This is a genomic window from Caulobacter sp. X (genome assembly GCF_002742635.1).
Taxonomy (GTDB): domain Bacteria; phylum Pseudomonadota; class Alphaproteobacteria; order Caulobacterales; family Caulobacteraceae; genus Caulobacter.
In genome coordinates this window covers 588,130-611,358 of the sequence record NZ_PEGF01000001.1, presented here as the reverse complement: position 1 = coordinate 611,358, position 23,229 = coordinate 588,130, and the positions used below count along the sequence as shown (strand labels likewise).

Annotated in this window: 23 protein-coding genes; 8 read left to right on the top strand and 15 right to left on the bottom strand. The window is 67.9% G+C overall.

Annotation, left to right across the window (positions count from 1 at the left end; genetic code table 11):
* Positions 1-16 precede the first annotated feature (16 nt).
* From alr to rpsF, 7 genes are all read right to left on the bottom strand, one after another.
* Complete coding sequence (gene alr / locus CSW60_RS02715) at positions 17-1,099, bottom strand: alanine racemase (RefSeq protein ID WP_099535795.1); 1,083 nt, start codon at positions 1,097-1,099, stop codon at positions 17-19.
* Between the two features lie 39 nt (positions 1,100-1,138).
* Positions 1,139-1,825, bottom strand: coding sequence for a MarC family protein (locus CSW60_RS02710; RefSeq protein ID WP_099535794.1), 687 nt, complete (start codon positions 1,823-1,825; stop codon positions 1,139-1,141).
* Between the two features lie 211 nt (positions 1,826-2,036).
* Positions 2,037-3,557 (bottom strand): replicative DNA helicase, encoded by a 1,521-nt coding sequence (locus CSW60_RS02705; RefSeq protein WP_099535793.1) that lies wholly within the window; start codon positions 3,555-3,557, stop codon positions 2,037-2,039.
* A gap of 209 nt (positions 3,558-3,766) precedes the next feature.
* Entirely contained in the window at positions 3,767-6,172 is a 2,406-nt protein-coding gene (locus tag CSW60_RS02700) for a TonB-dependent siderophore receptor (protein ID WP_099535792.1), read from the bottom strand.
* A 196-nt stretch (positions 6,173-6,368) separates the two neighbouring features.
* On the bottom strand, positions 6,369-6,953 hold the full coding sequence (gene rplI / locus CSW60_RS02695) for a 50S ribosomal protein L9 (RefSeq protein ID WP_099535791.1): 585 nt from the start codon (positions 6,951-6,953) through the stop codon (positions 6,369-6,371).
* A 13-nt stretch (positions 6,954-6,966) separates the two neighbouring features.
* A complete protein-coding gene (gene rpsR / locus CSW60_RS02690) occupies positions 6,967-7,245 on the bottom strand; it encodes a 30S ribosomal protein S18 (RefSeq protein ID WP_004615089.1) in 279 nt (92 codons plus the stop codon).
* Positions 7,246-7,260: 15 nt separating this feature from the next.
* Positions 7,261-7,635, bottom strand: coding sequence for a 30S ribosomal protein S6 (gene rpsF / locus CSW60_RS02685; protein ID WP_099535790.1), 375 nt, complete (start codon positions 7,633-7,635; stop codon positions 7,261-7,263).
* Between the two features lie 268 nt (positions 7,636-7,903).
* On the opposite strand from rpsF, the gene CSW60_RS02680 reads away from it, so the two are divergent.
* The gene (locus CSW60_RS02680; RefSeq protein ID WP_099535789.1) at positions 7,904-8,566 is read left to right on the top strand and encodes a hypothetical protein; all 663 of its coding nucleotides are present in this window, start codon (positions 7,904-7,906) and stop codon (positions 8,564-8,566) included.
* On the opposite strand, the gene CSW60_RS02675 is transcribed toward CSW60_RS02680, so the two are convergent.
* The 3 genes from CSW60_RS02675 to CSW60_RS02665 all read right to left on the bottom strand — a co-directional run bounded on the left by CSW60_RS02675 (position 8,541) and on the right by CSW60_RS02665 (position 11,133).
* Positions 8,541-9,350, bottom strand: coding sequence for a sterol desaturase family protein (locus CSW60_RS02675; RefSeq protein WP_099535788.1), 810 nt, complete (start codon positions 9,348-9,350; stop codon positions 8,541-8,543). The two genes, CSW60_RS02680 and CSW60_RS02675, sit on opposite strands and share 26 nt — an antisense overlap.
* 71 nt (positions 9,351-9,421) lie before the next feature.
* Positions 9,422-10,528, bottom strand: coding sequence for an AraC family transcriptional regulator (locus CSW60_RS02670; RefSeq protein ID WP_099535787.1), 1,107 nt, complete (start codon positions 10,526-10,528; stop codon positions 9,422-9,424).
* A 68-nt stretch (positions 10,529-10,596) separates the two neighbouring features.
* Positions 10,597-11,133, bottom strand: a complete 537-nt coding sequence (locus CSW60_RS02665) for a peroxiredoxin (RefSeq protein WP_099535786.1) — start codon at positions 11,131-11,133, stop codon at positions 10,597-10,599.
* A 163-nt stretch (positions 11,134-11,296) separates the two neighbouring features.
* Here CSW60_RS02665 and fabD point away from each other — a divergent pair, with 163 nt between their 5' ends.
* From fabD to gmk, 7 genes are all read left to right on the top strand, one after another.
* Entirely contained in the window at positions 11,297-12,241 is a 945-nt protein-coding gene (gene fabD / locus CSW60_RS02660) for an ACP S-malonyltransferase (protein WP_099535785.1), read from the top strand.
* A gap of 33 nt (positions 12,242-12,274) precedes the next feature.
* A complete protein-coding gene (gene fabG, locus CSW60_RS02655; protein WP_099535784.1) occupies positions 12,275-13,015 on the top strand; it encodes a 3-oxoacyl-[acyl-carrier-protein] reductase in 741 nt (246 codons plus the stop codon).
* A 138-nt stretch (positions 13,016-13,153) separates the two neighbouring features.
* Positions 13,154-13,390 carry an acyl carrier protein gene (locus CSW60_RS02650; protein ID WP_004615098.1) on the top strand — a complete coding sequence of 79 codons (237 nt, stop codon included), beginning with the start codon at positions 13,154-13,156 and terminating at the stop codon, positions 13,388-13,390.
* A gap of 164 nt (positions 13,391-13,554) precedes the next feature.
* Positions 13,555-14,835, top strand: coding sequence for a beta-ketoacyl-ACP synthase II (gene fabF / locus CSW60_RS02645; protein WP_099535783.1), 1,281 nt, complete (start codon positions 13,555-13,557; stop codon positions 14,833-14,835).
* Positions 14,832-15,902 (top strand): endolytic transglycosylase MltG, encoded by a 1,071-nt coding sequence (gene mltG, locus CSW60_RS02640; protein ID WP_099535782.1) that lies wholly within the window; start codon positions 14,832-14,834, stop codon positions 15,900-15,902. Before fabF ends, mltG begins: the two co-directional genes overlap by 4 nt.
* Positions 15,903-15,906: 4 nt before the next feature.
* Positions 15,907-16,788 carry a YicC/YloC family endoribonuclease gene (locus CSW60_RS02635; protein ID WP_099535781.1) on the top strand — a complete coding sequence of 294 codons (882 nt, stop codon included), beginning with the start codon at positions 15,907-15,909 and terminating at the stop codon, positions 16,786-16,788.
* Complete coding sequence (gmk, locus tag CSW60_RS02630) at positions 16,781-17,422, top strand: guanylate kinase (RefSeq protein WP_099535780.1); 642 nt, start codon at positions 16,781-16,783, stop codon at positions 17,420-17,422. Before CSW60_RS02635 ends, gmk begins: the two co-directional genes overlap by 8 nt.
* A 47-nt stretch (positions 17,423-17,469) precedes the next feature.
* On the opposite strand, the gene CSW60_RS02625 is transcribed toward gmk, so the two are convergent.
* From CSW60_RS02625 to CSW60_RS02605, 5 genes are all read right to left on the bottom strand, one after another.
* Positions 17,470-17,727 (bottom strand): GlsB/YeaQ/YmgE family stress response membrane protein, encoded by a 258-nt coding sequence (locus tag CSW60_RS02625; RefSeq protein WP_099535779.1) that lies wholly within the window; start codon positions 17,725-17,727, stop codon positions 17,470-17,472.
* 390 nt (positions 17,728-18,117) lie between these two features.
* Positions 18,118-19,764 (bottom strand): sensor histidine kinase, encoded by a 1,647-nt coding sequence (locus CSW60_RS02620; RefSeq protein ID WP_201722953.1) that lies wholly within the window; start codon positions 19,762-19,764, stop codon positions 18,118-18,120.
* Between the two features lie 186 nt (positions 19,765-19,950).
* Complete coding sequence (gene rsmA / locus CSW60_RS02615; protein WP_099535777.1) at positions 19,951-20,769, bottom strand: 16S rRNA (adenine(1518)-N(6)/adenine(1519)-N(6))-dimethyltransferase RsmA; 819 nt, start codon at positions 20,767-20,769, stop codon at positions 19,951-19,953.
* An 11-nt stretch (positions 20,770-20,780) separates the two neighbouring features.
* Positions 20,781-21,779, bottom strand: coding sequence for a 4-hydroxythreonine-4-phosphate dehydrogenase PdxA (gene pdxA / locus CSW60_RS02610; protein ID WP_099535776.1), 999 nt, complete (start codon positions 21,777-21,779; stop codon positions 20,781-20,783).
* Positions 21,780-21,793: 14 nt separating this feature from the next.
* Positions 21,794-23,164, bottom strand: a complete 1,371-nt coding sequence (locus tag CSW60_RS02605; protein ID WP_099535775.1) for a peptidylprolyl isomerase — start codon at positions 23,162-23,164, stop codon at positions 21,794-21,796.
* Positions 23,165-23,229 lie beyond the last annotated feature (65 nt).

Genomic DNA, 23,229 nt, shown 5'->3' with positions numbered 1-23,229 from the left:
AAAGCCGGACGCAGGCTCAGCGGTAAATGCGCCGGGCGCGCGGAGCGATGTTGGTCAGCAGCTCGTAGGCCGTGGTGCCGGCCGCCGTCGCGGCGTCGTCGATTGGCATGTTCGGGCCCAGCAACTCGACCATGGCCCCCGGGCGCGCCGCGTCGCAGTCGGTGATGTCGATCGCCATCAGGTCCATCGAGACGCGGCCCAGCATCGGCCGGCGGGCGCCGTCGAACCAGACCTGGCCCTTGGGATGGCTCGAGCGCGGCACGCCGTCGGCATAGCCCGCGCCGACGATGGCGATGCGGGTGGTGTCGGGCGCGGTCCAGGTCGCGCCGTAGCCGACCGTCTCGCCGCGCGGCACGACCCGAACCTGCAGGATGGGGGCCTCGACGGTGGCGACGGCGCGGATCTCTGGATGCGGCCGGCCTTCCGGTCCGCCGCCGTAGAGGCTGATCCCCGGCCGGGCCTGGTCGAAGCGATAGGCCTCGCCCAGGAAAAGCCCGGCCGAATTGGCGAAGCTCTTGCGGGCGTTGGGCAGCAGGGTGACGGCGTCGGTGAAGCGCTCCAGCTGGCGGACGTTCATCGGGTGATCCGGAACGTCGGCGCAGGCCAGGTGGCTGATGACCAGCTCCAGGTCCAGGCGCTTGAGGCGATCGGTGGCGCCCAGCAGCACCTTCAGCTCCTCCGGGCGCAGGCCCAGGCGGTTCATGCCGGTGTCGAGGTGCAGGGCGGCCTTCAGGCGGCCCGAGCGCGCCTGGGCGTTCCAGGCCTCGATCTGCGGCAGGCTGTTGAGCACGGGGGTCAGGCGGGCGCCTTCCAGAGCGTCGCCCGCGCCGGGCGTCGCGCCGTCCAGCACATAGATCGAAGCCTCACGGTCGCCCAGGGCGGCGCGCAACGCCACGCCCTCGGCCAGCCGGGCCACGTAGAAGGATCGCGCGCCCTCGACCCACAGTCGGTCGGCCACGGTCGCCGCGCCGAGTCCGTAGGCGCCGGCTTTTACCGCCGGCGCGACCTCCGCGTCGCCCGCGCGCGCCTTCAGAGCGGCGTAGTTCGCGGCCAGGGCGTCGAGGTCGATGGTCAGGCGGGCGTCGTGTTGGTCGGTCACGGGGTGGGCGTAGCCGACACAGGCCAGCGGTTCAACGGTTTAGCCGTGATGGGCGGCCATGAACTTGGCCACCAGGCTCTCGGCGCCGGACGCGATGATCTGCACGCCGATGCACAGCAGCAGGAAGGCGACCAGTCGCGAGAGGACGCGGGCGCCGGCCGGACCCAGCATCCGCATCACCCGCTCGGAGGCGCTGTAGAGCAGCCAGACCATGATCGCGACCAGGGCGGCGGCGAGTCCCGCGCCGATGAAGAACGGCGCGACCGCGTCGCCCTCGGTCGGACGCTGGGAGGAGAGGGCGATCGCGACCGAGATCGAACCCGGCCCCGTCGTGAACGGCATGGTCAGCGGGAAGAAGGCCACGTCTTCGTGGCTCTGGGCCGGCTCGGTCTGGCTGGTCTTGCGCTCCTCGTTCTCCTGGGGATCCATCAGGAGCCCCCAGGCGCGGATCGCCACGACGAGGCCGCCAGCCACCCGCAGGGCGCCCAGGCTGACGCCGAAGAAGTTCAGGATGTAGCCGCCCAGCAGCAGCGAGCCCAGCAGCACCAGGAAGGCGTAAAAGCCGATCTGCCGCGCCAGCTTCAGCCGCTCCGCGCGCGCGCGGCCCGACATCGCCTGGTGGAAGATCAGCGACGCCCCGACCGGATTGACGATCGAGAACAGCGCCGGGAACGCCAGCAGGAAGGCGCCGACGAGGCTCGAGGTGGGCAGGGGGCTGAAGTCCATGCGACTCGTCTAAGGCTCGGAGAGACCTCAACCGTGGCCCGAGGCGGTCGGGCTCGTCAAACCTTTCGGGCTGATGTTTCTGCGGCCGGTTTTCGCTGGCGGGAAGCTGTCGCTGGTTAAGAGGGCTCCCGCCCTGAGCGGACGCCAACCGGAATCCCTCTCTCATGGAGAGAGGGATTCCTTATGGCCACTCCCCACCCAAAGCCGCCGTCTATTCGTCCGACGGAATATTCCGCGCCTGGGCGAAGTAGTGGTCCTTGGCCAGGTTGCCGAAGCGCGTGGTGTCGCTGTTGAACGACAGGCGCACGGTGCCGATCGGGCCGTGACGCTGCTTGGCGATGATCACCTCGGCCAGGCCGTGCAGGCGATCCATCTCTTCCTGCCAGGTCAGGTGCTCGGGCGTGCCTTCGCGCGGTTCGGCGCGGCCCACATAATAGGCCTCGCGGTACACGAACCAGACCATGTCGGCGTCCTGCTCGATCGAGCCCGATTCCCGAAGGTCGGAGAGCTGGGGCCGCTTGTCGTCGCGGGCTTCCACCTGACGCGACAGCTGGGAGAGGGCGATGACCGGGCAGGCCAGCTCTTTCGCCAGGGCCTTGAGGCCCATGGTGATCTGCGAGACTTCCTGCACCCGGTTGGCGTTAGCCCCGAGGTCCGAGCCGGTGACCAGCTGCAGGTAGTCGACCACGATCAGGTCGAGGCCCACCTGGCGCTTCAGGCGACGGGCGCGGGCGGTCAGCTTGGCGATCGAGATGCCGCCGGTGGCGTCGATGTAGAGCGGCGCTTCCTGCAGCTCCATGGCCGCGTCGCGCACCCGGCCGAATTCGCTGGCGTCGATCTCGCCCTTGCGGAGGCGGTCGCCCGACACGCCCGAAGCGTCGGCCAGCATACGCAGGGCCAGCTGTTCGGCGCTCATTTCCAGCGAGTAGAAGGCCACCACGCCGCCCTGGACGGTCTTCTTGGTGCCGTCGGGCTGGATCTCGTAGGCGTACTTCTTGGCGATGTTGAAGGCGATGTTGGTCGCCAGCGCCGTCTTGCCCATCGAGGGACGGCCCGCCAGCACAATCAAGTCGGAGGGGTGCAGGCCGCCGATCTTCTGGTCGAGATCGATCAGGTCGGTGGCGATGCCCGACATGCCGCCGTCGCGGCTGTAGGCTTCGGCCGTCATCTCGACCGCGCCGCGCAGGGCGTCGCCGAACGAGACGAAGCCCGAGGAGGCCGCGCCGCTTTCGGCCAGGCTGTAGAGCTGCTGTTCGGCCGCCTCGATCTGGTCGCGCGCCGAGCGCTTCTCGTCGACGCCGCCGCCTTGGGCGGCCGTGGCGATGTCTCCGCCGATGCGGATCAGTTCGCGGCGCAGCGAGAGGTCGAAGATCACCCGGGCGTAGTCGCCGGCGTTGGCGGCGGGCGGGGCGCGGTCGACGAGGTCGGCCAGGTAGCGCAGGCCGCCCAGCTCCTGGAAGGCCGGGTCGTTCTTGAACTCGTCGGCCAGCAGGATCGGTTCGGCCAGCTGGCCCTTGCGGACGTGGGTCTCGATGGCCTGGAACAGGCGCTGGTGGAACGGCTCGTAGAAGCAGCGCGCCTGCAGGTTGTCGCTCAGCCGCTCGTAGGCGGCGTTGTCGTAAAGCAGGATGCCGAGCAGCGCCTGCTCGGCTTCCATGTTGTGCGGCGCCACGTTGATCGTGGGCTCATCGATCGGCGGACGCAGGTCGAGCGCGGGTACGAGGGACATCATCGGAAGTTAACGCGACGCGGCTTTCGACGCGCGGGCGAGTTGGCCCGGCGACTCAGATGAACGGGGATATTCTGTGTATGTTCTGAGGCGCTGAAAGTGCAAGCGCACGGGCTTGGACGGGCGACCGCTCCTGACGTAAGGGGCCGAAAGAAAGGGCGCGAAGATCGCTCTCCGCGCCCCAACCGTCTGCGTGGCGGTCTAGCCCTGGATCACCAGTTGTAGGCCAGGCGCGTGTAGAGGAACCGGCCGTTGAAGCCGAAGGGCGAGAAGCCGGAGAAAGCGGTCACGCCGGTGGTGTTGACCGCCGCCGGGGCCTTGTTCGGATAGGTGTCGAACAGGTTGTTCACGCCCACGGCCCAAGTGACGTTCTGGGCGAAGGCGTAGCGGCCCTCGAGGTCCCAGACCGACTTGGCGCCCGTGCGATAGTCCAGCGCCTGGTTCGAGTTGGGGACCAGCACCGAGCCGTAATAGGCGCCCTTCAGGGTCGCGCTGAACGGACCCTTGGACCAGTCGCTGGTCGCCACGAACTTCTTGTCGGGCGTGCCTTCCTCGAAGATCGCGACATTGACCCGCGAGAACAGCACCGGCGGGACGGGCAGGGACGAGAGCGTGCTGGTGGTCGGCACGCGCTTGACCTTGGTGTCGTTGAAGTTGGCCGCCAGGGTGAAGTCGAAACGGCCCGCCTCTTCGGTTTCCAGGCGATAGCGACCGACGACGTCCACGCCCTTGGTGCGCGTGTCGACGCCGTTGATGAAGAAGCGCGCCGTGGTCACGCCGAACGGCTGCAGGAGGCGGTAGATCGCCTGTTGCGTCGCCGTGCCGGTGGCCGAGCCCTGGATGTTCTCCGAAAGCACGATGCGGTTGTCGATATCGATCTGATAGGCGTCCACAGTCAGCTCGAACGGGCCTTTGTGGAAGACCGCGCCGACCGAGTAGTTCTTGGACTTCTCCGGCTCCAGCGGCTTCGAGCCCAGGACCTTGGCGGTGTCGCTGGTGGCCGGGAAGGTGCCGACGTCCACCGCCGCGCCGCCGATGATGTTGATAGAGGTGGTGGTGAAGTACTGCTGCTGCAGGGCCGGGGCGCGGAAACCAGACGAATAGGCCCCGCGGATGGCGAAGCTGTCCGTCAGGTCGTAGCGCGCGGCGATCTTGCCGGTCGTCGTGGAGCCGAAGTCGGAATAGTCCTCGTAGCGCACGGCCAGATCAACATCGAACTTGTCGGTGATCTGGTTATCGAGGTCGGCATAGAGGCTGGTGGCGTTGCGGTTGACGTCGACTTCGTTGCTGGGGCGGAAGCCTGGGAAGCCTTGCGCGCCGGCGCCCTTGCCATTGCCGCCATTGGCCCACGACGCGGTTTCGCCGGCCCTGATCTTGTAGTTCTCGTCGCGATATTCGACGCCGAAAGCCAGGGTGCTGGGCTTGGCGAAGTTAAACAGCTCCAGCGGGCGGGTGAAGTCGAGGTTCGCCACCCACTGGCCGTATTGCATCGACCCGTCCTTGAACCGCGTCGGCGAACTCGGGCCGAGCGAGGCGTTCAGCGAGTTGATGGTGCCGTAGGCGACCTTGTTGTTCCCGTAGTTGACGCCGGCGTCGACCGTGAAGCCGGCCACCTCGCCCTTGGCGCCGAAGGCCAGGTTGTAGTCGTCGATGTCGGTCGTGATTTTCGGGACGTAGCCGTTCGGATAGACCGAGACGTAGTTGTTGCTGTTGTCCGCGAGGCGCGGGAAGGCGGCGCTTTGCCCCTTGCGGTTCTGGTAGCCGGCCAGGCCATAGAGCTTCCAGGCGTCGTTCAGCGGCAGGCCGAAGTTGGCGTAGATCGTCTTGGTCTCGACCTGGGGATCGCCGAAGATCCCGGTGACCTTGTTGGGCGTAACGCGTGGATCGAGGTCGGCGCGGTTGGTCGGGTTGCGGTACGAATACTCGCCGGTCAGGGTCAGGAAGCCGTCATTGGGCAGCGAGAAGCCCTGCCAGACCGAGGCGCTGTAGACGGGGCCGTCGTGGGCCTTGCGTCCATCCGGGTCGCGGGTCGTCTTCACCTTGGTGTTGTAGACGCCGTAGCTGGCGGCAGCGCCGCCGCCGCTGCTGGCCTCGCGCAGGCGCAGGTTGATGACGCCGGCGATGGCGTCCGACCCGTACTGGGCCGCCGCGCCTTCGCGCAGGATTTCGACGCTCGACAGCGCCGCCGTCGGGATCGTGTTCAGGTCGAACGGGGCCGAGCCCCGGCCGATCGAGCCGTTGATGTTGACCAGGGCCGAGGTGTGGGCGCGGCGGCCGTTCAGCAGGACCAGGGTCTGGTCGGGCGCGAGGCCGCGCAGGGTGGCCGGACGCACCGAGTCGGTGCCGTCGGTCACGGCCGGGCGCGGAAAGTCGATCGACGGCGCGAGGTTGGCCAGGGCCTGGGCCAGTTCCGGCGTGCCCTGGCGGGTCAGCGCCTTGCTGTCGACGACATCGACCGGCGAGATGGTGTCGAGGCGCGATCGCGCGACGCGGGAGCCGGTAACAACGATCTGCTCGACCGTCGACTCATCGGCCGGCGGCGTCGTCGTCTGAGCGTGGGCGGTGGCGGAAAAGGCCGTCAGCGAGGCGGCGGCCAGCAGCAAAGCTCTGTAACGCATGAGAATTCCCCTCTCGTGGCCGGGGCGCGGACATGTGTCCTTACGCCCCGAGGCGGGGGTCTTGATTGCCCCCACGGCGAACATGGGATTGCGACCTCATGCACACAAGCTGAGCATTTCTATGCTGCGACGCAGAAAAAAACGGCGCGGATTGCTCCGCGCCGTTCTCTTGAAACGTTCAGAACCCAGAGGGATCTTAGGCTTCGGCGTAGTCGCCTTCGTGCGAGCCGGCGCCGCCTTCCAGGAGGTCCTGGGCGGCTTCGGCTTCGGCGGCGCGTTCTTCTTCGAACTGCGAGGCGATGACGTTCTCGCCGCGCGCTTGGCGCTCGGCTTCGTCGGCGCTGCGCGCGATGTTCAGGGTGACCGTGATGGTCACTTCGGCGTGCAGCTTCACCTTCACTTCGTGGACGCCCAGCGTCTTGATCGGCTTGTCCAGGACGACCATCGAGCGGTCGACCTTGCCGCCTTCGGCGCGGATGGCGTCAGCCACGTCGCGACCGGCGACCGAACCGTACAACTGGCCGCTTTCGCCGGCTTGACGGATCAGGACGTATTGCGTGCCGTCCAGCGCTTCGCCGTTCTTGGCGGCCGCTTCGCGGTTCTTGACGTTGCGGGCTTCGATCTCAGCGCGCTGAGCTTCGAAGTGGGCCAGGTTCGCCTTGGTGGCGCGCAGGGCCTTGCCGCGGGGCAGCAGGTAGTTACGGGCGAAGCCGTCCTTGACGGTGACTTCGTCGCCGAGGACGCCGGTGCCTTCAACGCGTTCGAGCAGAATGACTTTCATCGTGGCGTCTCCCTTACTTCACGACGTAGGGGAGCAGAGCCAGGAAGCGGGCGCGCTTGATGGCCTTGGCCAGTTCGCGTTGCTTCTTGGCCGACACCGCGGTGATGCGCGACGGCACGATCTTGCCGCGTTCGGAGACGTAGCGCTGCAGCAGCTTCACGTCCTTGTAGTCGATCTTCGGCGCGTTGGCGCCCGAGAACGGGCAAACCTTGCGGCGACGGAAGAACGGACGGCGGGCGCCGCCAGCGGCGGCGGCCGGAGCGCCGGCTTCGGGAGCGGTCGTATCGGTCATGATCTCTCTTCTCCCTTACGCCTGAGCGCCGAATTCTTCGCGCGGACGCTCCGGGCGATCGCCGCGATCGCGACGGGCCAGCACGGGCGACAGCTCGAGGTCCAGCTCTTCCACGCGGATGGTCATGAAGCGCAGCACATCTTCGTTGATGAGCAGCTGGCGCTCCATTTCCTTCACGGCCGCCGCCGGGGCGTCGATCGCGAGCAGGGAATAGTGACCCTTGCGGTTCTTCTTGATGCGGTAGGTGAGGTTACGCAGGCCCCAGTACTCGATCTTGGCGATGTGACCGCCATTCTCTTCGATGAGGGCTTTGAGTTGCTCGTTCAGAGCTTCGGCCTGTTGCGGCGAGATGTCCTGCCGCGCGATGACCACGTGTTCGTAGAACGCCATGTTTTCCTTCTTCCGTTGTGGAAGGCGGCGCGGGCGACGACGGAAGTCCGTCGACCACGATGGATCCGGCACGCCGAGCGGGGAAACCCCGGTCCCGGATGGGTGCGTGCAAGACCGCCTTCCGTGAGAACGCGCGCTATTACAGAAGATGGGGCCGAAAGGCAAGCCGCATCGGGCTTTGCCGCCGATATCGGCGCCGGGCTTCCAGGTCATACAAATCGCCCGGCCAGGGGTTCAACCTCTGGGATGTGTATGCTAGCAGACAGATATGGGGATGAGGTCACGCTTCACGATCGCGCTCGCGACGGCGTTCGCCGTCGGCGGCCCGGCGTGCGCCGAGCTCATCCAGAAGCCCAATATGTCGGTCTCGGCCAAGGATGGCCGTTTCGCCGGCTATTCGGCGGCCTTGCCGCTCGACCTGTCCACCGACACCCAGAAAGTCGCCCTGACGGTCAAGAGCGCGGGCACGATCGAGAATCCGACCTACGGCCTGGATCTCAACCTGACGCAGAAGCCCGACGACGATCGCATCGGCCAGCGCTCGCTGGCGCTCGGAGCCACGTGGAATGACCGCGAGGCCAAGGTCCGCTCGTCGATGTCCAAGGCGTTTGGCTTCGGCCTCGTGCCGCGCGCCAACTATGTCCGCGTCTCCATGGACATGGACGCCAGCCAAGCCGTGGCCGTGCCGAACAAGATCCCGGTCGCCCGCGCCAATATCCGCTCGTCCTTGATCTTGGAAGGCAAGCCGGTGGGCTCCATCGCGTTCGGTGGCGGTTCGACCGGCGAGGAGGGCGTCGACCTGTCGCTCACGCGTCCCTTCGACATCCCAGCGGAGTTCACGGTCAGCCTGCGCGGCGTCAACACCGACCGTGAGCAATGGCGGCTGCAGGACGCCCGCGCCATGGTCAAGCTGGTGAAGGCGAACTGGTAGCCTCCAGCTTGCGGTTCTTGCGGGCCGTGACCTCGGAAAAGCGCTTCAGATAGTCCGGGTGCTCGGTGCCCATCAGCTTGTCCCACCAGGTGAAATAGAGACCGTAGTTCCACCCCGCTTGGGCGTGGTGCAGGTCGTGGTGGGTGACCGTCGTCAGCCACGGGATCAGGGGACGGCCGTCCTTGCGGGCGGGGAACAACTCGTAACCCGAGTGGCCGATCGTGTTGCGGACGATCTGGTGCAGCATGAACAGGCCCACCACCGGCCACTGGGTCGGGACCAGGATCATCCACAGCGGTACGAAGATCCCGTTGATGAAGGCTTCGCCCAGGTCGAAGCTGTAGGCGGTGAAGGGCGAAGGATTGTTCGACCGGTGATGCCGCCGGTGGAAGCTCCGGAACAGGCGCCGGTCGTGGATCAGCCGATGCGTCCAGTAGAACCAGGCGTCATGGGCGACGATCATCAGAGCGAGGCTGGTCCAAAACCAGACCGGCCCCCAGCTCCGGGCGATGTAGGGACCCGGCAGCAGGCCCGCCCGGAACAGGCCGAAGGTCAGCAGGCCCACCGTCGAGAAGATCATGATCGAGCGGATCGACACGGCGAACTCGGTCAGTAGCTGTCGCGCGGGCGGGCGGCTGTCGCGGATCTTTCGACCGGCCAGCGGCGCGGCCAGCACGACCCACAAGGCCAGCCAGACGCCGACCGAGAAAATCACATAGCGGGTGACGTCGACTTGCACGCCGCTCAGCCAGTTGCGGGCGAAGGCGAGGATGGTTTCGAGCATCGAGGGGCTCCTTGGCGATGAACCGCTCCAAGGAAGCGTCGGGCTTGAAGCGGGTCTCGCCGCCCGCGAAATCAGGCGCTCTTGTCGGTTTTCGGCGCGGCTTGCCCAGTTTCGACCAGCCGCAGATGAGCGATCGGCGGGGTGGCCTGCTGGCGCCAGGCGGTCGGGGTGACGCCGACGACGGCGCGGAAGGCGCGGTTGAACGGGCCCAGCGAGCCGAAGCCGTGCTCATAGGCGATGGTCGAGACCGACTTCAGCGCCTGTTCCGGATCGGCCAGGGCGGCCTTCGCCGCCTCGATGCGTCGGCCGTTGACGTAGTCGGCGAAGTTGCGATGGCCCAACGTGCCGTTGATCAGCTTGCGCAGGCGATGCTCGGGCGCGCCGACCAGGGCGGCCAGGCCGCCGATCGACAGGTCCTCGCCCCGCCAGACCTCGTTCTCGCTCATGGCCTTGTCCAGGCGCGCCAGGATCAGGCGGTCGGCGGGAGTCAGATCAAGCGTTTCGACGCTCTTGGGCTTTATCGGATCGAGACTCGCGGCCGAAACCAGCACGGGTTCGGCGCGCAGCAGGGCCAGGGCGGAACCGACGCCCAGGCCCGCCAGCGCCACGGCTTGCGCCAGGCTGGGCAGGATGGGGCCGTGACCGAAGCCGAAGTCGCACAGGGTCTGCACGAACATGTAGCCCGTGGCCGCCGCCGCGATGGGCGCGCGCAGATGGCGGCGGCGTTCGACCAAATCGATCCGCCAGCCGCGCCACGCCATCAGCAGGATGTGCCCGTGCAGGGCGACCGAGAAGGCCGAGAAGGTCCACCAGACCGCCGCTCGCGCGGGAGAGGGCGGCAGGATCGCGCCGGCCGCCCACAGAGCGACGACGACGGCCGGAATGGCGAGGCGCCAGAGAGGGATCTTAGGCTCGTCCTCGAACAGGACCGAGCAGAACAGCCAGAAGACGCCGCCCGCCCAAGCGGACAAGGCCCAGGCGAAGATGCTGAAATGGCGGCGGTGGGCATAGAAGGAATGGCTGTCGATCACGTGGGCGATCGCACAGGCCATCAGAAGGACCCCCAGCCAGCGCATGGGAGTCATCTTGCGGCTGGCGGCCAGCGACACGCCCGTGGCGGCGAAAGCCCCGACGGCGAGGCCGCGAACAGCCAGTTCGAGTTGGACGGGATCGGTCATGGCCGATCATGGGCGCCGGCGCGCGCGGGCCTCAACCCGCGCGGCTGGCTGAAACCGCAAAAGGCTCGTTATTTCTTGGCCGCGTTGTAGGCCTTCACCGCGCCCATGGTCTGGGTCACGTGGCCCATGAAGTTGCCGTCGGTGTAGGACAGCAGGATCTTGCCGTCCGGCGCGATCACGTAGGAGGTGCGGTTCGACCAGTCCGGCTTCACCGCCAGGGCCACGTCGTAGCTCTTGACCAGGGCCTTGTCGGCGGCGGCGACGGCGAACTTGTCGCGGCAGTGCTCCTTGGAGAAGTCCTTGATGCGGTCGACATTGCCGGCCGTCACGCCAATGACCGTCGCGCCCAGCTTCTCGAACTCGGGCGTGGCCTCGGCGAACTCGTGCGCCTCGGCGGTGCAGCCCGAGGTGTAGGCGGCCGGGAAGAAGTACAGCACCACCGGCCCCTTCTTCAGGGCCTTGGCCAGGTTGAAGTCGAAATCCTTGCCGGCCAGGGCGGCCTTGGCGCTGAAGTCCGGGGCCTTGTCGCCGACCTTCAGGGCGGCAAGGGCGGGGGACGCGAAGGCGAGGGCGGCTGCGGCGACACCGGCGAGAACGGTCTTCATGGCGCGACTCCGAAGGAATGATGGTCCAGCTACGTGGGCGTGCGCACTTTGGACGTGGCCGCGCTGATTGCAAGCCTTGGCCTATGCGCGCCGCACTTGCCCCTCCGGCGGCTTTCCCCTAACCCTCCCGGCCTTGAATCTACAAAGAACGGAGCGGGCTTAGATGAGCATCGCCTTCATTTTTCCGGGGCAGGGCAGCCAGTCGGTCGGCATGGGCGCCGATCTCGCCGACGCCTTCGCCAGCGCCCGCGAGGTGTTCCAGGAGGTCGACGACGCCCTGGGCCAGAAGCTTTTCGCCCTGATGAAGGAAGGCCCCGAGGGCGACCTGACGCTGACCGAGAACGCCCAGCCGGCCCTGATGGCCGTCAGCCTGGCCGTGACCCGCACGCTGGAAAAGGAATTCGGCGTGGGCGTCGACAAGGCCGCCTTCGTGGCTGGCCATAGCCTGGGTGAATACTCGGCCCTGGCCGCCGCCGGCGCCATCACCCTGGCCGACACCGCGCGCCTGCTGAAGCTGCGCGGCCAGGCCATGCAGCGCGCCGTGCCGGTGGGCGAGGGCGCCATGGCCTCGCTGATCGGCCCCAAGACGGATCTGGCTCTGGCCGAAGAGGCCGCCAAGGCCGGCTCGGAAGTCGGCGTCTGTGTCGTCGCCAACGACAACAACAACGGCAACGTCGTGATCTCGGGCGCCAAGGCGGCCGTCGACAAGGCCATCGAGAAGGCCAAGGAGCTGGGCGCGCGGGCCATTCCGCTGAACGTCTCGGCCCCGTTCCACTGCCCGTTGATGCAGCCGGCGGCCGACGAGATGGCCGAAGCGCTCTCGAAGACCACGATCCTGGCGCCGCGCGCGCCGCTGGTCGCCAACGTCACGGCCGCCCCGGTCCATGATCCGGACGTCATCCGCAAGCTGCTGGTCGAGCAGGTCACTGGCCGCGTCCGCTGGCGCGAGAGCATGACCTGGCTGGCCACCCAAGGCGGCGTCACCCGCTTCGCCGAGGCCGGCGCCGGCAAGGTGCTGTCGGGCATGGCCAAGCGCATCGCCCCGGACGCCGAGGCGACGCCGCTGAACACGCCCGCCGATCTCGAAGCCTTCGCCCAATCGCTCTGAAATAGAGCCGCTCTAAGCCAAGGAACACGCCAAATGTTCGACCTCACCGGCAAGACCGCCCTCGTCACCGGCGCCACCGGCGGCATCGGCGGGGCCATCGCCCGCGCCCTGCACGCCCAGGGCGCGCATGTCGTGCTCTCCGGCACCCGCGAATCGGCCCTGGCCGATCTGAAGGCGGAACTGGGCGATCGCGCCTCGACCGTCGTCGCCAACCTGTCCGACGCCGAACAGGTCGATGGCCTGGTCGCCAAGGCCGAGGAAGCCGCTGGCGCCCCGCTCGACATCGTGATCGCCAACGCCGGCGTCACCCGCGACGGCCTGATCGTCCGCATGAAGGACGAGGATTGGGACACCGTCATCAAGGTGAACCTGGAAGGCTATTTCCGCCTGGCCCGCGCAGCCGCCAAGGGCATGATGAAACGCCGCGCCGGCCGCATCATCGGCATCACCTCGGTGGTGGGCGTCACCGGCAACCCCGGCCAGACCAACTACGCGGCCTCCAAGGCCGGAATGATCGGGTTTTCCAAGGCCTTGGCCCAGGAACTGGCCAGCCGCGGCGTGACCGTCAACTGCGTCGCGCCGGGCTTCATCGCCAGCCCGATGACCGACGCCCTGAACGAGCAGCAGAAGGCCGGCATCCTGTCGACGATTCCCGCCGGCAAGCTGGGCGAGGGCCGCGACATCGCCGCGGCCTGCGTTTTCCTGGCCAGCGACGACGCCGGCTACGTCACCGGCCAGACCCTGCACGTGAACGGCGGCATGGCGATGATCTAGGTCGTTCCTGTTCCTTTGTCGGCGACCCGCTAGTAAGCCGAAAAGGAACGTGATAGGCGGAGCGCCGAACGTTTGTTGAGGCGAAGCGGAGCTTCGTGCGAAACAGGCGGAAAATTTCTAAACGAGGGACTGAACAGAATGTCCGACATTCTCGAGCGCGTGCGTAAGATCGTCATCGAGCACCTGGATGCCGATCCCGAGAAGGTCACCGAGAAGGCTTCCTTCATCGACGACCTGGGCGCCGACAGCCTCGACAACGTCGAGCTGGTGATGGCGTTCGAAGAAGAATTCGACATCGAAATCCCGGACGACGCCGCCGAGCACATCCAGACGGTTGGCGACGCCGTGAAGTTCATCACGGAAAAGACCGCCTAAAAGGCGTCGGGTTCGCCAAGCGAACTAGACCATTTCCGCCGCGTCGCACGGGCTCTTGCCATCGTGCGCGCGGCGGTTTTCGTTTGAGGCCAAGATTCGCGGGTGGCGTTGTGTCGAGGGAACCCCCAGATACCACGCTCCGCGCCGAAGGTTGGGAGTGATCCATGCGTAGAGTCGTCGTCACCGGGCTGGGCCTGCTGACCCCTCTGGGCCAGGGCGTTGATGTCACCTGGAAGAACATTCTGGCCGGCAAGTCCGGCGCGAACCGCATCACGGCCTTCGATCCGACCGACTATGCCTGTCAGGTCGCTTGCGAAGTGCCGCGGGTCGACGGTCGCGGCGGCGGCGGTCCGGACGTCGAGGGCAGCTTCGATCCCGACCAGACCATGAGCCCGCGCGACCAGAAGCGCGTGGACGACTTCATCCTGTACGGCATCGCCGCCGCTGACGAGGCCATCAAGGATTCGGGCTGGGTTCCTGAAACCGACGAACAGCGCTGGCGCACGGGCGTCATCCTGGGCTCGGGCATCGGCGGCCTGTCGACGATCGCCGACACCGCTATCGAGCTGGAGGCCAAGGGCCCCCGGCGGGTCAGCCCGTTCTTCATCTCTTCGGCCCTGATCAATCTGATCTCCGGCCAGGTCTCGATCAAGTACGGCTTCAAGGGGCCCAACCACGCGGTCGTGACGGCCTGCGCCACCGGCGCCCACGCCATCGGCGACGCCATGCGGCTGATCAAGTACGGCGACGCCGACGTGATGATCGCCGGCGGCGCCGAGGCGGCGGTCTGCAAGGTCGGCGTCGCGGGCTTCATCGCCTGCCGCGCCATGGCCACCGCGTTCAACGACACGCCTGAAAAGGCCTCGCGCCCCTACGACAAGGACCGCGACGGCTTCGTCATGGGCGAGGGCGCGGGCGTCCTGGTGCTGGAAGAGTACGAACACGCCAAGGCGCGCGGCGCCAAGATCTACGCCGAGGTGGTCGGCTACGGCCTGTCGGGCGACGCCCACCACATCACCGCGCCCTCGGAAGACGGCGAAGGCGGCGGCCGGGCCCTGGCGGCGGCGGTCAAGGACGCGGGCCTGAAGCCTTCGGACATCGACTACGTCAACGCCCACGGCACCTCGACCATGGCCGACGGCCTGGAAGCCGGCGCCGTCGAACGCTTCCTGGGCGACCACGCCAAGAACGTCGTCATGTCGTCGACCAAGTCGATGACCGGCCACCTGCTGGGCGCGGCCGGCGCGATCGAGGGCATCTTCTCGATCCTGGCGATCCGCGACCAGATCGCGCCGCCGACCATCAACCTCGACAACCCCGACGTCCACGTCGCCATGAATCTGGCGCCGAACAAGGCCGTTCCGATGAAGATCGACGTGGCCGTGTCCAACAGCTTCGGGTTCGGCGGAACCAACGCCACCGTGGTGTTCAAGAAAATCTCGTGAGCAAGAAGCCGTCTCCCCGCAAGAAGACCACGCGGGGCAAGTCCTCCCGCCGGGAGACCGCGTCGGCCGCCAGCCGGCTGACGCGCGGCCTGCTGGGCGCCGTCGCCACCTTCGTGGCGGTTGGCGTGCTGGCTCTGCTGGCGGCGCTCTGGGTCTATCAGGGCCCGGGCCCCGCCGCGCCATCGGGCGAGACCACGACCGTGGTCCTGCGCAAGGGCTCCAGCCTGCCGGAAATCGCCTCCAGTCTCCAGAAGGGCGGCGTCATCGGCTCGTCCTCGATCTTCATGACCGCCGCCAAGCTGACGGGCGCGGCGCGCTCGCTGAAGGCGGGCGAGTACGAGTTCAAGTCGCGCGCCTCGATGGCCTCGATCCTGGACGCCATTCGTCGCGGCCGCATCGTGCGCCACTGGATCACCGTTCCCGAGGGCCTGACCTCGGACATGGTGATGGACATCCTCAACAAGTCCGACGTCCTGACCGGCGAGGCCGCGACGCCGCCGGAAGGCGCGATCCTGCCGGAAACCTACGAAGTCCAGCGCGGCGAGGACCGCGCCGCCGTTCTGCAGCGGATGATGGACGATCGCGACAAGGTGCTGAACGCCCTTTGGGCCAGCCGCCAGCCGGGCCTGCCGTTCGCCTCGAAGGAGGAGGCCGTGACACTGGCCTCGATCGTCGAGAAAGAGACCGGCCTGCCGGAAGAACGTCCGCGCGTGGCCGCCGTCTTCGTCAATCGCCTGCGCACCGGCATGCGGCTGGGGTCGGACCCGACCATCATCTACGGCATCTCGCGCGGCCGTCCGTTGGGCCGCGGCATCCTGCTGTCCGAGCTGCGCCGCCCGACGCCGTACAACACCTATCTGATCGCCGGCCTGCCGCCGACGCCGATCGCCAATCCGGGCCGCGCGGCCCTGGCGGCGGTGCTCAATCCGGCCAAGACGGGCGATCTCTACTTCGTCGCCGACGGCACGGGCGGCCACGTCTTCGCCTCGACGCTTGAGCAGCACAACGCCAACGTCGCCAAGTGGCGCGAGATCGAGCGCCAGCGCGCCGCCAAGACGGGGGGCTGAGCCTATGGCCTTGTCCGGAATGACGGGCTTCGCCCGCATCGAGGGCGCGCACGGCGCCTGGTCCTGGTCGGTCGAGGCGCGCAGCGTCAACGGCCGTAACCTGGAGACCCGTTTTCGCGGACCTCCGGGCTTCGAAGGTCTCGAACGCGCCGCCCGCGACGGCGCCCAGGCCCGCTTCCAACGCGGCCAGCTGACCGTAGGCGTCCAGGCCAAGCGGAGCGAGAGCAGCGGCGAGACCAAGGTCAACATCCAGGTTCTGGAGCGCTACCTGACCGCCGGCGGGCCGTATGTCGCCACCGGCATGGTCGCCAAGCCGTCGCTGGACGGCCTGCTGGCGCTTAAGGGCGTCATCGAGGCGCGTGAGGACGAGGACGACGCCGAGACCCGCGCCGCCGTCGAGGCCGCCATGGCCGCCTCGATCGCTCAGGCGCTGGACGGCCTGAAGACCGCGCGCCTTGAGGAGGGCGCGGCCCTGTCGCCGGTGCTGCATGGTCTGGTCGACCGGATCGAGGACCTGAACCGTCAGGCCGAGACCGAAGCCGCCGCCCAGCCCTCGGTGCTGAAGGAGCGCTTCGCCCGCCGCATGGCCGAGCTGATCGGCGAGGGCGCGGCCGAGGAGCGCATCGTCCAGGAAGCCGCCGCCCAGGCCGTGAAGGCCGATGTGCGCGAGGAACTCGACCGCCTGGCCAGCCACGTCGCCGCCGCGCGCGGGCTGCTGGCGGGCGAGGGCGCGTCGGGCCGCCGGCTCGACTTCCTCTCCCAGGAATTCATGCGAGAATCCAATACCCTCTGCTCTAAGTCGGCCCTGACCGCCCTGACCGCGATCGGTCTGGAGCTCAAGGCCGTGATCGAGCAGTTCCGCGAGCAGGTCCAGAACGTTGAATAAGCCCCACCATCCCCATCGCGGCCTGCTTTTGATGGTCGTCGCGCCGTCCGGCGTCGGCAAGACCTCGCTGACCCGCCGCCTGGTCTCGGACCACAACGACCTGCACCTGTCGATCAGCGCCACGACCCGCGACCCGCGTCCGGGCGAGCATGACGGTCGTGACTATCACTTCGTCACGCGCGACAAGTTCCAGGAGATGATCGACCAGGACGCCTTCTTGGAGTGGGCCGAGGTCTACGGGAACTTCTACGGCAGCCCCAAGCCGCCGATCATGGACGCCCTGGAGCGGGGCGAGAGCGCCCTGTTCGACATCGACTTCCAGGGCGCGATGAAGGTCCACGCCCAGGCCAAGGAAGACAGCGTGCTGGTCTACATCCTGCCGCCGTCCCTGGCCGAGATGAGCCGTCGCCTGCACACGCGCAGCCAGGACAGCGAAGAGGTCATCCATCGGCGCCTGTCGCGCGCCAAGGACGAGGTCGCCGCCTGGGAGCAGTTCGACTACGTCATTCTGAATGATGATTTCGACCGCGCCTACGCGGATCTCGCCCACATCTACCACGCCGAGCGGTTGAAGCGCTCTCGCAACCCGTGGATTGGAAACCTGGTGGGCGATCTTCTGAAGGAAGAGATCTAGAGGATCAGCGGCGGACCTCGGGAGGCCCGCCGCCGCGGGCGCGCCGCTTACAGCGCGCGACGGCCGAAGATCAGGTGGTAGATCGCCAGCACCACGATGGCGCCGATGGTGGCGACCAGCAGGCTGTAGAGGTTGAAGCCCGACACGCCGCTGTTGCCGAACTGGTTGAACAGCCAGCCGCCGACGAACGCGCCGACGATGCCCAGCACGATATCCAGCAGCACGCCGCTGCCCGAGCGGTTGACGAGCTTGCTGGCGATGAAGCCGGCGATCAGGCCGAGAAGAAGCCAGGCGAGAATGGACATCTTGGGGACTCCTTGAACGGCCGCCCTGCGCGACCTTGTCCAAAAAAGACCCAACGGCGCCGTTAGTTCCCGCGGATGCGTTCCTGCACGAAGGCGATCAGCTTCTCGGCGGGCGCGCGCCCCAGGGCGATGAACAGGCCCGAGCCCAGGATGGCTCCGATCAGAAACGACAGGCTCACGCGAAAACTCCCCTACGACGAGGAGTCTCTTTTGCGGGCCGTCGATGGCTAAGCCAAGGCGACAACGGGGCGCTGCGACGATCGGTCGTCGGCTTGCCAGGAGCCCTTTCCAATCTGACCGGATCAATCAGATCGGATAAAAAGATCTCTAATTCAGAAGGTTATGGAATTCTTCGATCCGATAACCGTTTCACACTTGTCGGAAAATGCTCTAGGCCCTGAGCGGAGCCAGGATCGTCAGGACACAGGTCAGCCCTTCGGGCGCGTAATCGAAGTTGGCCGAACCGGCCAGCTCGCCCTTCAGGCTGGCGGCGACCAGGCGCGAGCCGAAGCCCCGGCGTTCGGGCGGGCTGACGGATGGGCCGCCGCGCTCCTCCCAGCGAACCACGGTCCTGGTTCGGCTTTCGGTACGCCAGTCGATCATCACGCGGCCGGTCTCTCGCGACAGCGCGCCGTACTTCGAGGCGTTGGTCGCCAGCTCGTGGAAGATCATCGCCATCGCCACCGCGCCGTTGGGCGACAGCGGCAGGGGCGGGCCGTCCAGGCTCACCTGGGCGGCGTACGGCTGAAGCGTCTCGGCCAGGATTTCGCCGAGGTCCGCGCCCTCCCAGCTACGACGGGTCAGGAGGTCGTGGGCGCTGGCCAGGGCGTGGATGCGGTCGTTGAACTGCCGCAGGCCCAGCGCGCCGCCGTCCCGCAGGCTGTGTCGGGCCAGGGACTGCACCACCACCAGGGTGTTCTTCACCCGATGGTTCAGCTCGTTGATCATCAATTGCTGGCGCTCGGCCGCCTGGTTCGCCTCGGCCTCGCGCTGGCGCAGCACGGCCGCGGCGGCGCGGAGCGAGCGACGCACCTCGGCGATTTCCAGAAGGTGGGACGGCGCTGGATCGAGGGGCGCGCCCGCGGCCAGGGTCTCGGCCTCGCCGACCAGGGTGCGAACATCGCGTGATATGGGGCGCGCGAAGCCGAAGGCGGCCGCCACAGCCAGGGCGATCATCAGGGCGGCGCCGGCCAGCGCCGGTCCCAGCGAGCCGAGCACCGCGCGATCGACCTCGCCGCGCGGCACCCCCACGATGAAGGTCCAGCCATAGGTCGACGAGCGGCTGAAAGCGGAAAGCGTCGGCACGCCCTCCAGGGTGTGGGTGTGCACGACCCCGTCATTGGCGACGGCCATCGCCTTGCGCATGTCGGGGCTGGCGAGCCGGCCTAGCATCGTGTCCTGATCGCGCGAGCGGGCCACCAATGCGGCGTTGCGATCGACGATGCTGGCCGTCCAACTGTTGGGGAAACCCTGGGCGGTCATCAGGGCGTGAAACGCGGCCGGATGCTGCATATAGGCCAGCACAAGCAGCTGTCCGTTCACCAGCACGGGCATGTTGACCCCGATGATCGGCGCCTTCCCGGGGCGGGGGATCAGGTTGCTGACGTTCGACTTGCCCGTGGTCATCTCCCGCCAGGAGTGGGGCGCGACGGGCGCGATCGGAGTCGGTTGGCCGGGCGGAATCCGGGTGTTGATCAGCTGAACGTCGGGGGTCATCAGCACGATCCAGCCGTCGCGCCCCTCGGTCGCCGCGCGCGCCTGCTTTTCGAAGGTCTTGAGATCGCCTTCCGCCAGCGCGGTCGAGACCGCCAGCCCCTGCAACACGCTCTGGCCCTGGCCTATCTGGCGGTCGGTCGCCAGCGACAGAGCGCGCGTCATGGCGGTCAGCTGCGTGGCGAAGCGGCGCTGGCCCTCCGCGTACTGCGTGGCGACAAGCAGGCCCATCAGCAGGATGGCCGGCGCGGCCAGCGTCAGCGCCATCAGAAGCAGGCGCCGCGCGACCGTTGAAGGCGCTTTCGCCGCGCGTTTGGTCGTCACGTTCGCCCCGCTCATCCCCGGCGACAAGCTGGAGACCCGAGGCTCTACCGTCAATAGGCTTTGATGGCGCTTACCCGTGATGCGCGGGCGGTCATGCGCAGGCGCGTTCGCGGATGCCGTTGGCTCTCATTCAAAAGTCTAGAGCATTTTTCGATCCGATAACCGTTTCACACTATCGGAAATGCCCTAGGCCAAGGTCGCCCTGGCGAGAGCCAGGAAGCCCGCCAAGTCGATTACCTCGGCGCGGGAGTCGGGGCTGATCCCGGCCTTTTCGCAGAGCTCGCCGCCGCCCAGCGCCTTGAGGCTGGAACGCAGCATCTTGCGGCGCTGGCCGAAGGCGGCGGCGGTGACGCGCTCCAGCGCCGCCACCACGTCGGAGGGCGGAGGATTCTGGCGCGGAACCAGGCGGACGACGGCCGAGGCGACCTTGGGCGGCGGGGTGAAGGCCTTGGCCGGCAGGTCCATGACCGTCCGCGCCTCGCATAGGGTCTGGGCGATCACGGCCAGGCGTCCATAGGCGTCGTCGTCCGGCTGGGCGACGATGCGGTCGGCGACTTCCTTCTGGAACATCAGGGTCATCGACAGCGGGCGGAACGGGCCGGTCAGCCAGTTGATCAAGAGTTGGGTGCCGACGTTGTAGGGCAGGTTCGAGACCACGTGCGCGGGACCGCCGGCGGCTTTGGCGCCATCGACCTTCAAAGCGTCCCCCTCGACCAGCGACAGCCGGCCGTCGGCCACCTCGGCGACCTCGGTCAGCAGCGGCAGGAAGCGGCTGTCTTTCTCGATCGCCACGACCCGTGCGCCGGTTTCCAAGAGGGCGCGGGTTAGGCCGCCGGGGCCGGGTCCGACCTCGACCACCGTGTCGCCTTCGCCGACCTGGGCCAGGCGGGCGATCTTGCGCGTGACGTTCAGGTCCAGCAGGAAGTGCTGGCCGAAGCTCTTGCGCGCCATCAGGTCGTGGCGCTCCAGGGCCTCGCGCAGGGGCGGCAGGTCGGCCAGGCTCATCTTTGGTTCTCTCAGGCGCCGCGGCGGGCGGCGATCTCGTCCGCCAGCTTGATGGCGGCGATCAGGCTATCGGGACGGGCGATCCCGCGTCCAGCGATGTCGAAGCCTGTGCCGTGGTCGGGCGAGGTGCGCACGATCGGCAGGCCCAGGGTGATGTTCACGCCGCCCCAGAAGTCCAGCATCTTCACCGGGATCAGGGCCTGGTCGTGGTACATGCAGAGGACGCCGTCGTAGCGGGCGCGCGCCTCGGCGTGGAACAGGGTGTCGGCGGGCGAGGGGCCCTGGGCGTCGACGCCGGCGGCGCGAAGCTTCTCGACGGCGGGGCCGATGATCTCGAGCTCCTCGCGGCCGATCGCGCCGCCTTCGCCCGCGTGAGGGTTCAGGCCGGCGATGGCGAGGCGCGGCGCGGCGATCCCGAAATCGCGGCGCAGGGCGTCGGCGGTCACCAGGCCGGTGTTGACGATGCCCTCGATCGTCAGGGCGCCGGGAACCTTGGCGATCGGCGTATGAATGGTGGCGAGGGTCGCGCGCAGGTCGCCGGCCGCCAGCATCATCACCGGGCCGCGCGGGCCTTCGAAGCGCTCGGCGGCGGTCAGTTCAGCCAGGAACTCGGTGTGACCGGGAAACTTGAAGCCGGCGTCGTAGAGCGGCGCCTTGGCGATCGGGGCGGTGACCAGGCCCGCGACCTCGCCCGACAAGGCCAGGCCGACGCCCGTCTCGATCCAGCGGATCACCTGCGGCGCATAGGCCGGCGAAGGCTGGCCCGCGATCACGGGCGAGAGCAGGGGAATGTCGATGACCGGTAGGGCGTCTACGAAGACGTCCAGCGCCTCGCGCGGGCGGGTGACCTTGCGGACCTTCATCTCGCCGCCGGCCGAGGCCAGCAACTGGGCGTCGCCGATCACGACGAAGGGCGGTCCGTCCTCGCGCAGGGCGCGCCAGGCCTTGGCGATGATCTCGCCGCCGACGCCGGCCGGATCGCCGGCGCTGAGGGCGAGCGGCCGCGCCAAGGGAGAGGGGGTCGTCACCGGGTCTCGATGGTCGCCTGGTTGCGCAGGTCGCGCAGATAGCGCTTGGAGATCAGCGCCAGCTGCTGGCCGCGCAGGCGGTTCTCGATCTGGTCATGGGTCGGGGCGTTGGCGCCGCCTTGGCGCTTGCCGCAGACCGCGATCAGGTGGAGGCCGGCGTCGGTGCGGATCGGATCGGAGATCTGGCCGACATCCAGCTTGTTGGCCGCCTCCTGGAAGGCCGGGGCCAGGTCGGTGATCTCGGCTTCGCCCAGATCGCCGGCCACGAGGCCGTCGACCTTGCCGGCGACGGTTTCCAGGGTCTGGCAGCTGGTGATCTTGGGCTTCAGGTCGGTCAGCAGCTTGGTGGCCGCGGCGACTTGGGCTTCGGTCGCGTTGGCGGGCAGGGGCGCGGCCACCTGCTTCAGGTCGACGATGGCGGTCTTGGAGCCCGCGCGCTTGTCGCGCAGATAGATGATGTAGACGCCGTCCTTGACCTGGATCGGACGCGACAGCTGGCCAGGGCGCAGCTGTTCCAGGGCTTCGTCGACCTCGGCGGGCATCTCGCCCGGGCTGATCCAGCCCACGTCGCCGCCATTGGCCGCGGTGGCCGAACCGGAGAACTGACGGGCCACGGCCGCGAAGGGCGCGCCTTGCTGCATCTGAGTGATCAGCTGGGCGGCCCCGTTGACGGCGACCTCCATGCCGCCGACGCGGCTGGCGTCCAGGAAGACTTCGCTGATCTGGTACTGAGGCTTGGCGGCCGACTCGGCCAGACGGCGCTGATAGGCCTTGATCTGGTCCTCGCCGATCCGCAGGCGCGACCCATAACGACCCTGGATCCAGGACTGCCAGCTGGAGTCGGCTCGCAGCTGGGCGCGCCACGTCTCGATCCCGATGCCCTGCTGGACCAGCGACTGCTTCAACTGGTCGGGGGTCATCTTGTTGGACTGGGCGATGTCGGCGACCTGCTCGTCGACTTCCTTGTCGGTCGAGATGATCGTGATCTTCTGCTGCTTCTCGACGCGACGCAGCTCCTGCATCTGCAGACGCTCGTCGATCAGGGAGCGCAGGGCTTCCTGCTGGATCTGCGGCAGGTTTTCCTGCGTGGGCTGCATGCCCGACGTCGCCATCAGCAGGCGCATGCGCTGCATCAGGTCGTAGCTGGAGATGATGTCGTCATTGACGACGGCGGCGACGCTTTCCGATAGCGGCGCGGGCGCGGCGGGCTGAGCCGGCGCTTGCGGCGCGGCCGGAGGAGCCTCCACCTGCGGCGGCGCGCCGGCTTGCTCCTGGGCCAGGGCGGCCGGGGCGAAGCTCGCCGCCGTCAGGGCCAGAATGGACGCGGCGCCGGCCGCGAAAGTCGTCACGCTACGCGCAGACCGCATGGATAGTGTCGTTCCTCTAGGCCCAGGCCGCCCCTTGGGGAGCGCGGTCGGTTATCATGGTTTCG

Bases quoted from the DNA above. Each gene is read 5' to 3' on its own strand.
- CSW60_RS02710 (WP_099535794.1), bottom strand. From the start codon at position 1,825: ATGGACTTCAGCCCCCTGCCCACCTCGAGCCTCGTCGGCGCCTTCCTG.
- CSW60_RS02705 (WP_099535793.1), bottom strand. From the start codon at position 3,557: ATGATGTCCCTCGTACCCGCGCTCGACCTGCGTCCGCCGATCGATGAG.
- CSW60_RS02700 (WP_099535792.1), bottom strand. From the start codon at position 6,172: ATGCGTTACAGAGCTTTGCTGCTGGCCGCCGCCTCGCTGACGGCCTTT.
- rplI (WP_099535791.1), bottom strand. From the start codon at position 6,953: ATGAAAGTCATTCTGCTCGAACGCGTTGAAGGCACCGGCGTCCTCGGC.
- rpsR (WP_004615089.1), bottom strand. From the start codon at position 7,245: ATGACCGATACGACCGCTCCCGAAGCCGGCGCTCCGGCCGCCGCCGCT.
- rpsF (WP_099535790.1), bottom strand. From the start codon at position 7,635: ATGGCGTTCTACGAACACGTGGTCATCGCGCGGCAGGACATCTCGCCG.
- CSW60_RS02680 (WP_099535789.1), top strand. From the start codon at position 7,904: ATGGGGATGAGGTCACGCTTCACGATCGCGCTCGCGACGGCGTTCGCC.
- CSW60_RS02675 (WP_099535788.1), bottom strand. From the start codon at position 9,350: ATGCTCGAAACCATCCTCGCCTTCGCCCGCAACTGGCTGAGCGGCGTG.
- CSW60_RS02670 (WP_099535787.1), bottom strand. From the start codon at position 10,528: ATGACCGATCCCGTCCAACTCGAACTGGCTGTTCGCGGCCTCGCCGTC.
- CSW60_RS02665 (WP_099535786.1), bottom strand. From the start codon at position 11,133: ATGAAGACCGTTCTCGCCGGTGTCGCCGCAGCCGCCCTCGCCTTCGCG.
- fabD (WP_099535785.1), top strand. From the start codon at position 11,297: ATGAGCATCGCCTTCATTTTTCCGGGGCAGGGCAGCCAGTCGGTCGGC.
- fabG (WP_099535784.1), top strand. From the start codon at position 12,275: ATGTTCGACCTCACCGGCAAGACCGCCCTCGTCACCGGCGCCACCGGC.
- CSW60_RS02650 (WP_004615098.1), top strand. From the start codon at position 13,154: ATGTCCGACATTCTCGAGCGCGTGCGTAAGATCGTCATCGAGCACCTG.
- fabF (WP_099535783.1), top strand. From the start codon at position 13,555: ATGCGTAGAGTCGTCGTCACCGGGCTGGGCCTGCTGACCCCTCTGGGC.
- CSW60_RS02635 (WP_099535781.1), top strand. From the start codon at position 15,907: ATGGCCTTGTCCGGAATGACGGGCTTCGCCCGCATCGAGGGCGCGCAC.
- CSW60_RS02625 (WP_099535779.1), bottom strand. From the start codon at position 17,727: ATGTCCATTCTCGCCTGGCTTCTTCTCGGCCTGATCGCCGGCTTCATC.
- rsmA (WP_099535777.1), bottom strand. From the start codon at position 20,769: ATGAGCCTGGCCGACCTGCCGCCCCTGCGCGAGGCCCTGGAGCGCCAC.
- CSW60_RS02605 (WP_099535775.1), bottom strand. From the start codon at position 23,164: ATGCGGTCTGCGCGTAGCGTGACGACTTTCGCGGCCGGCGCCGCGTCC.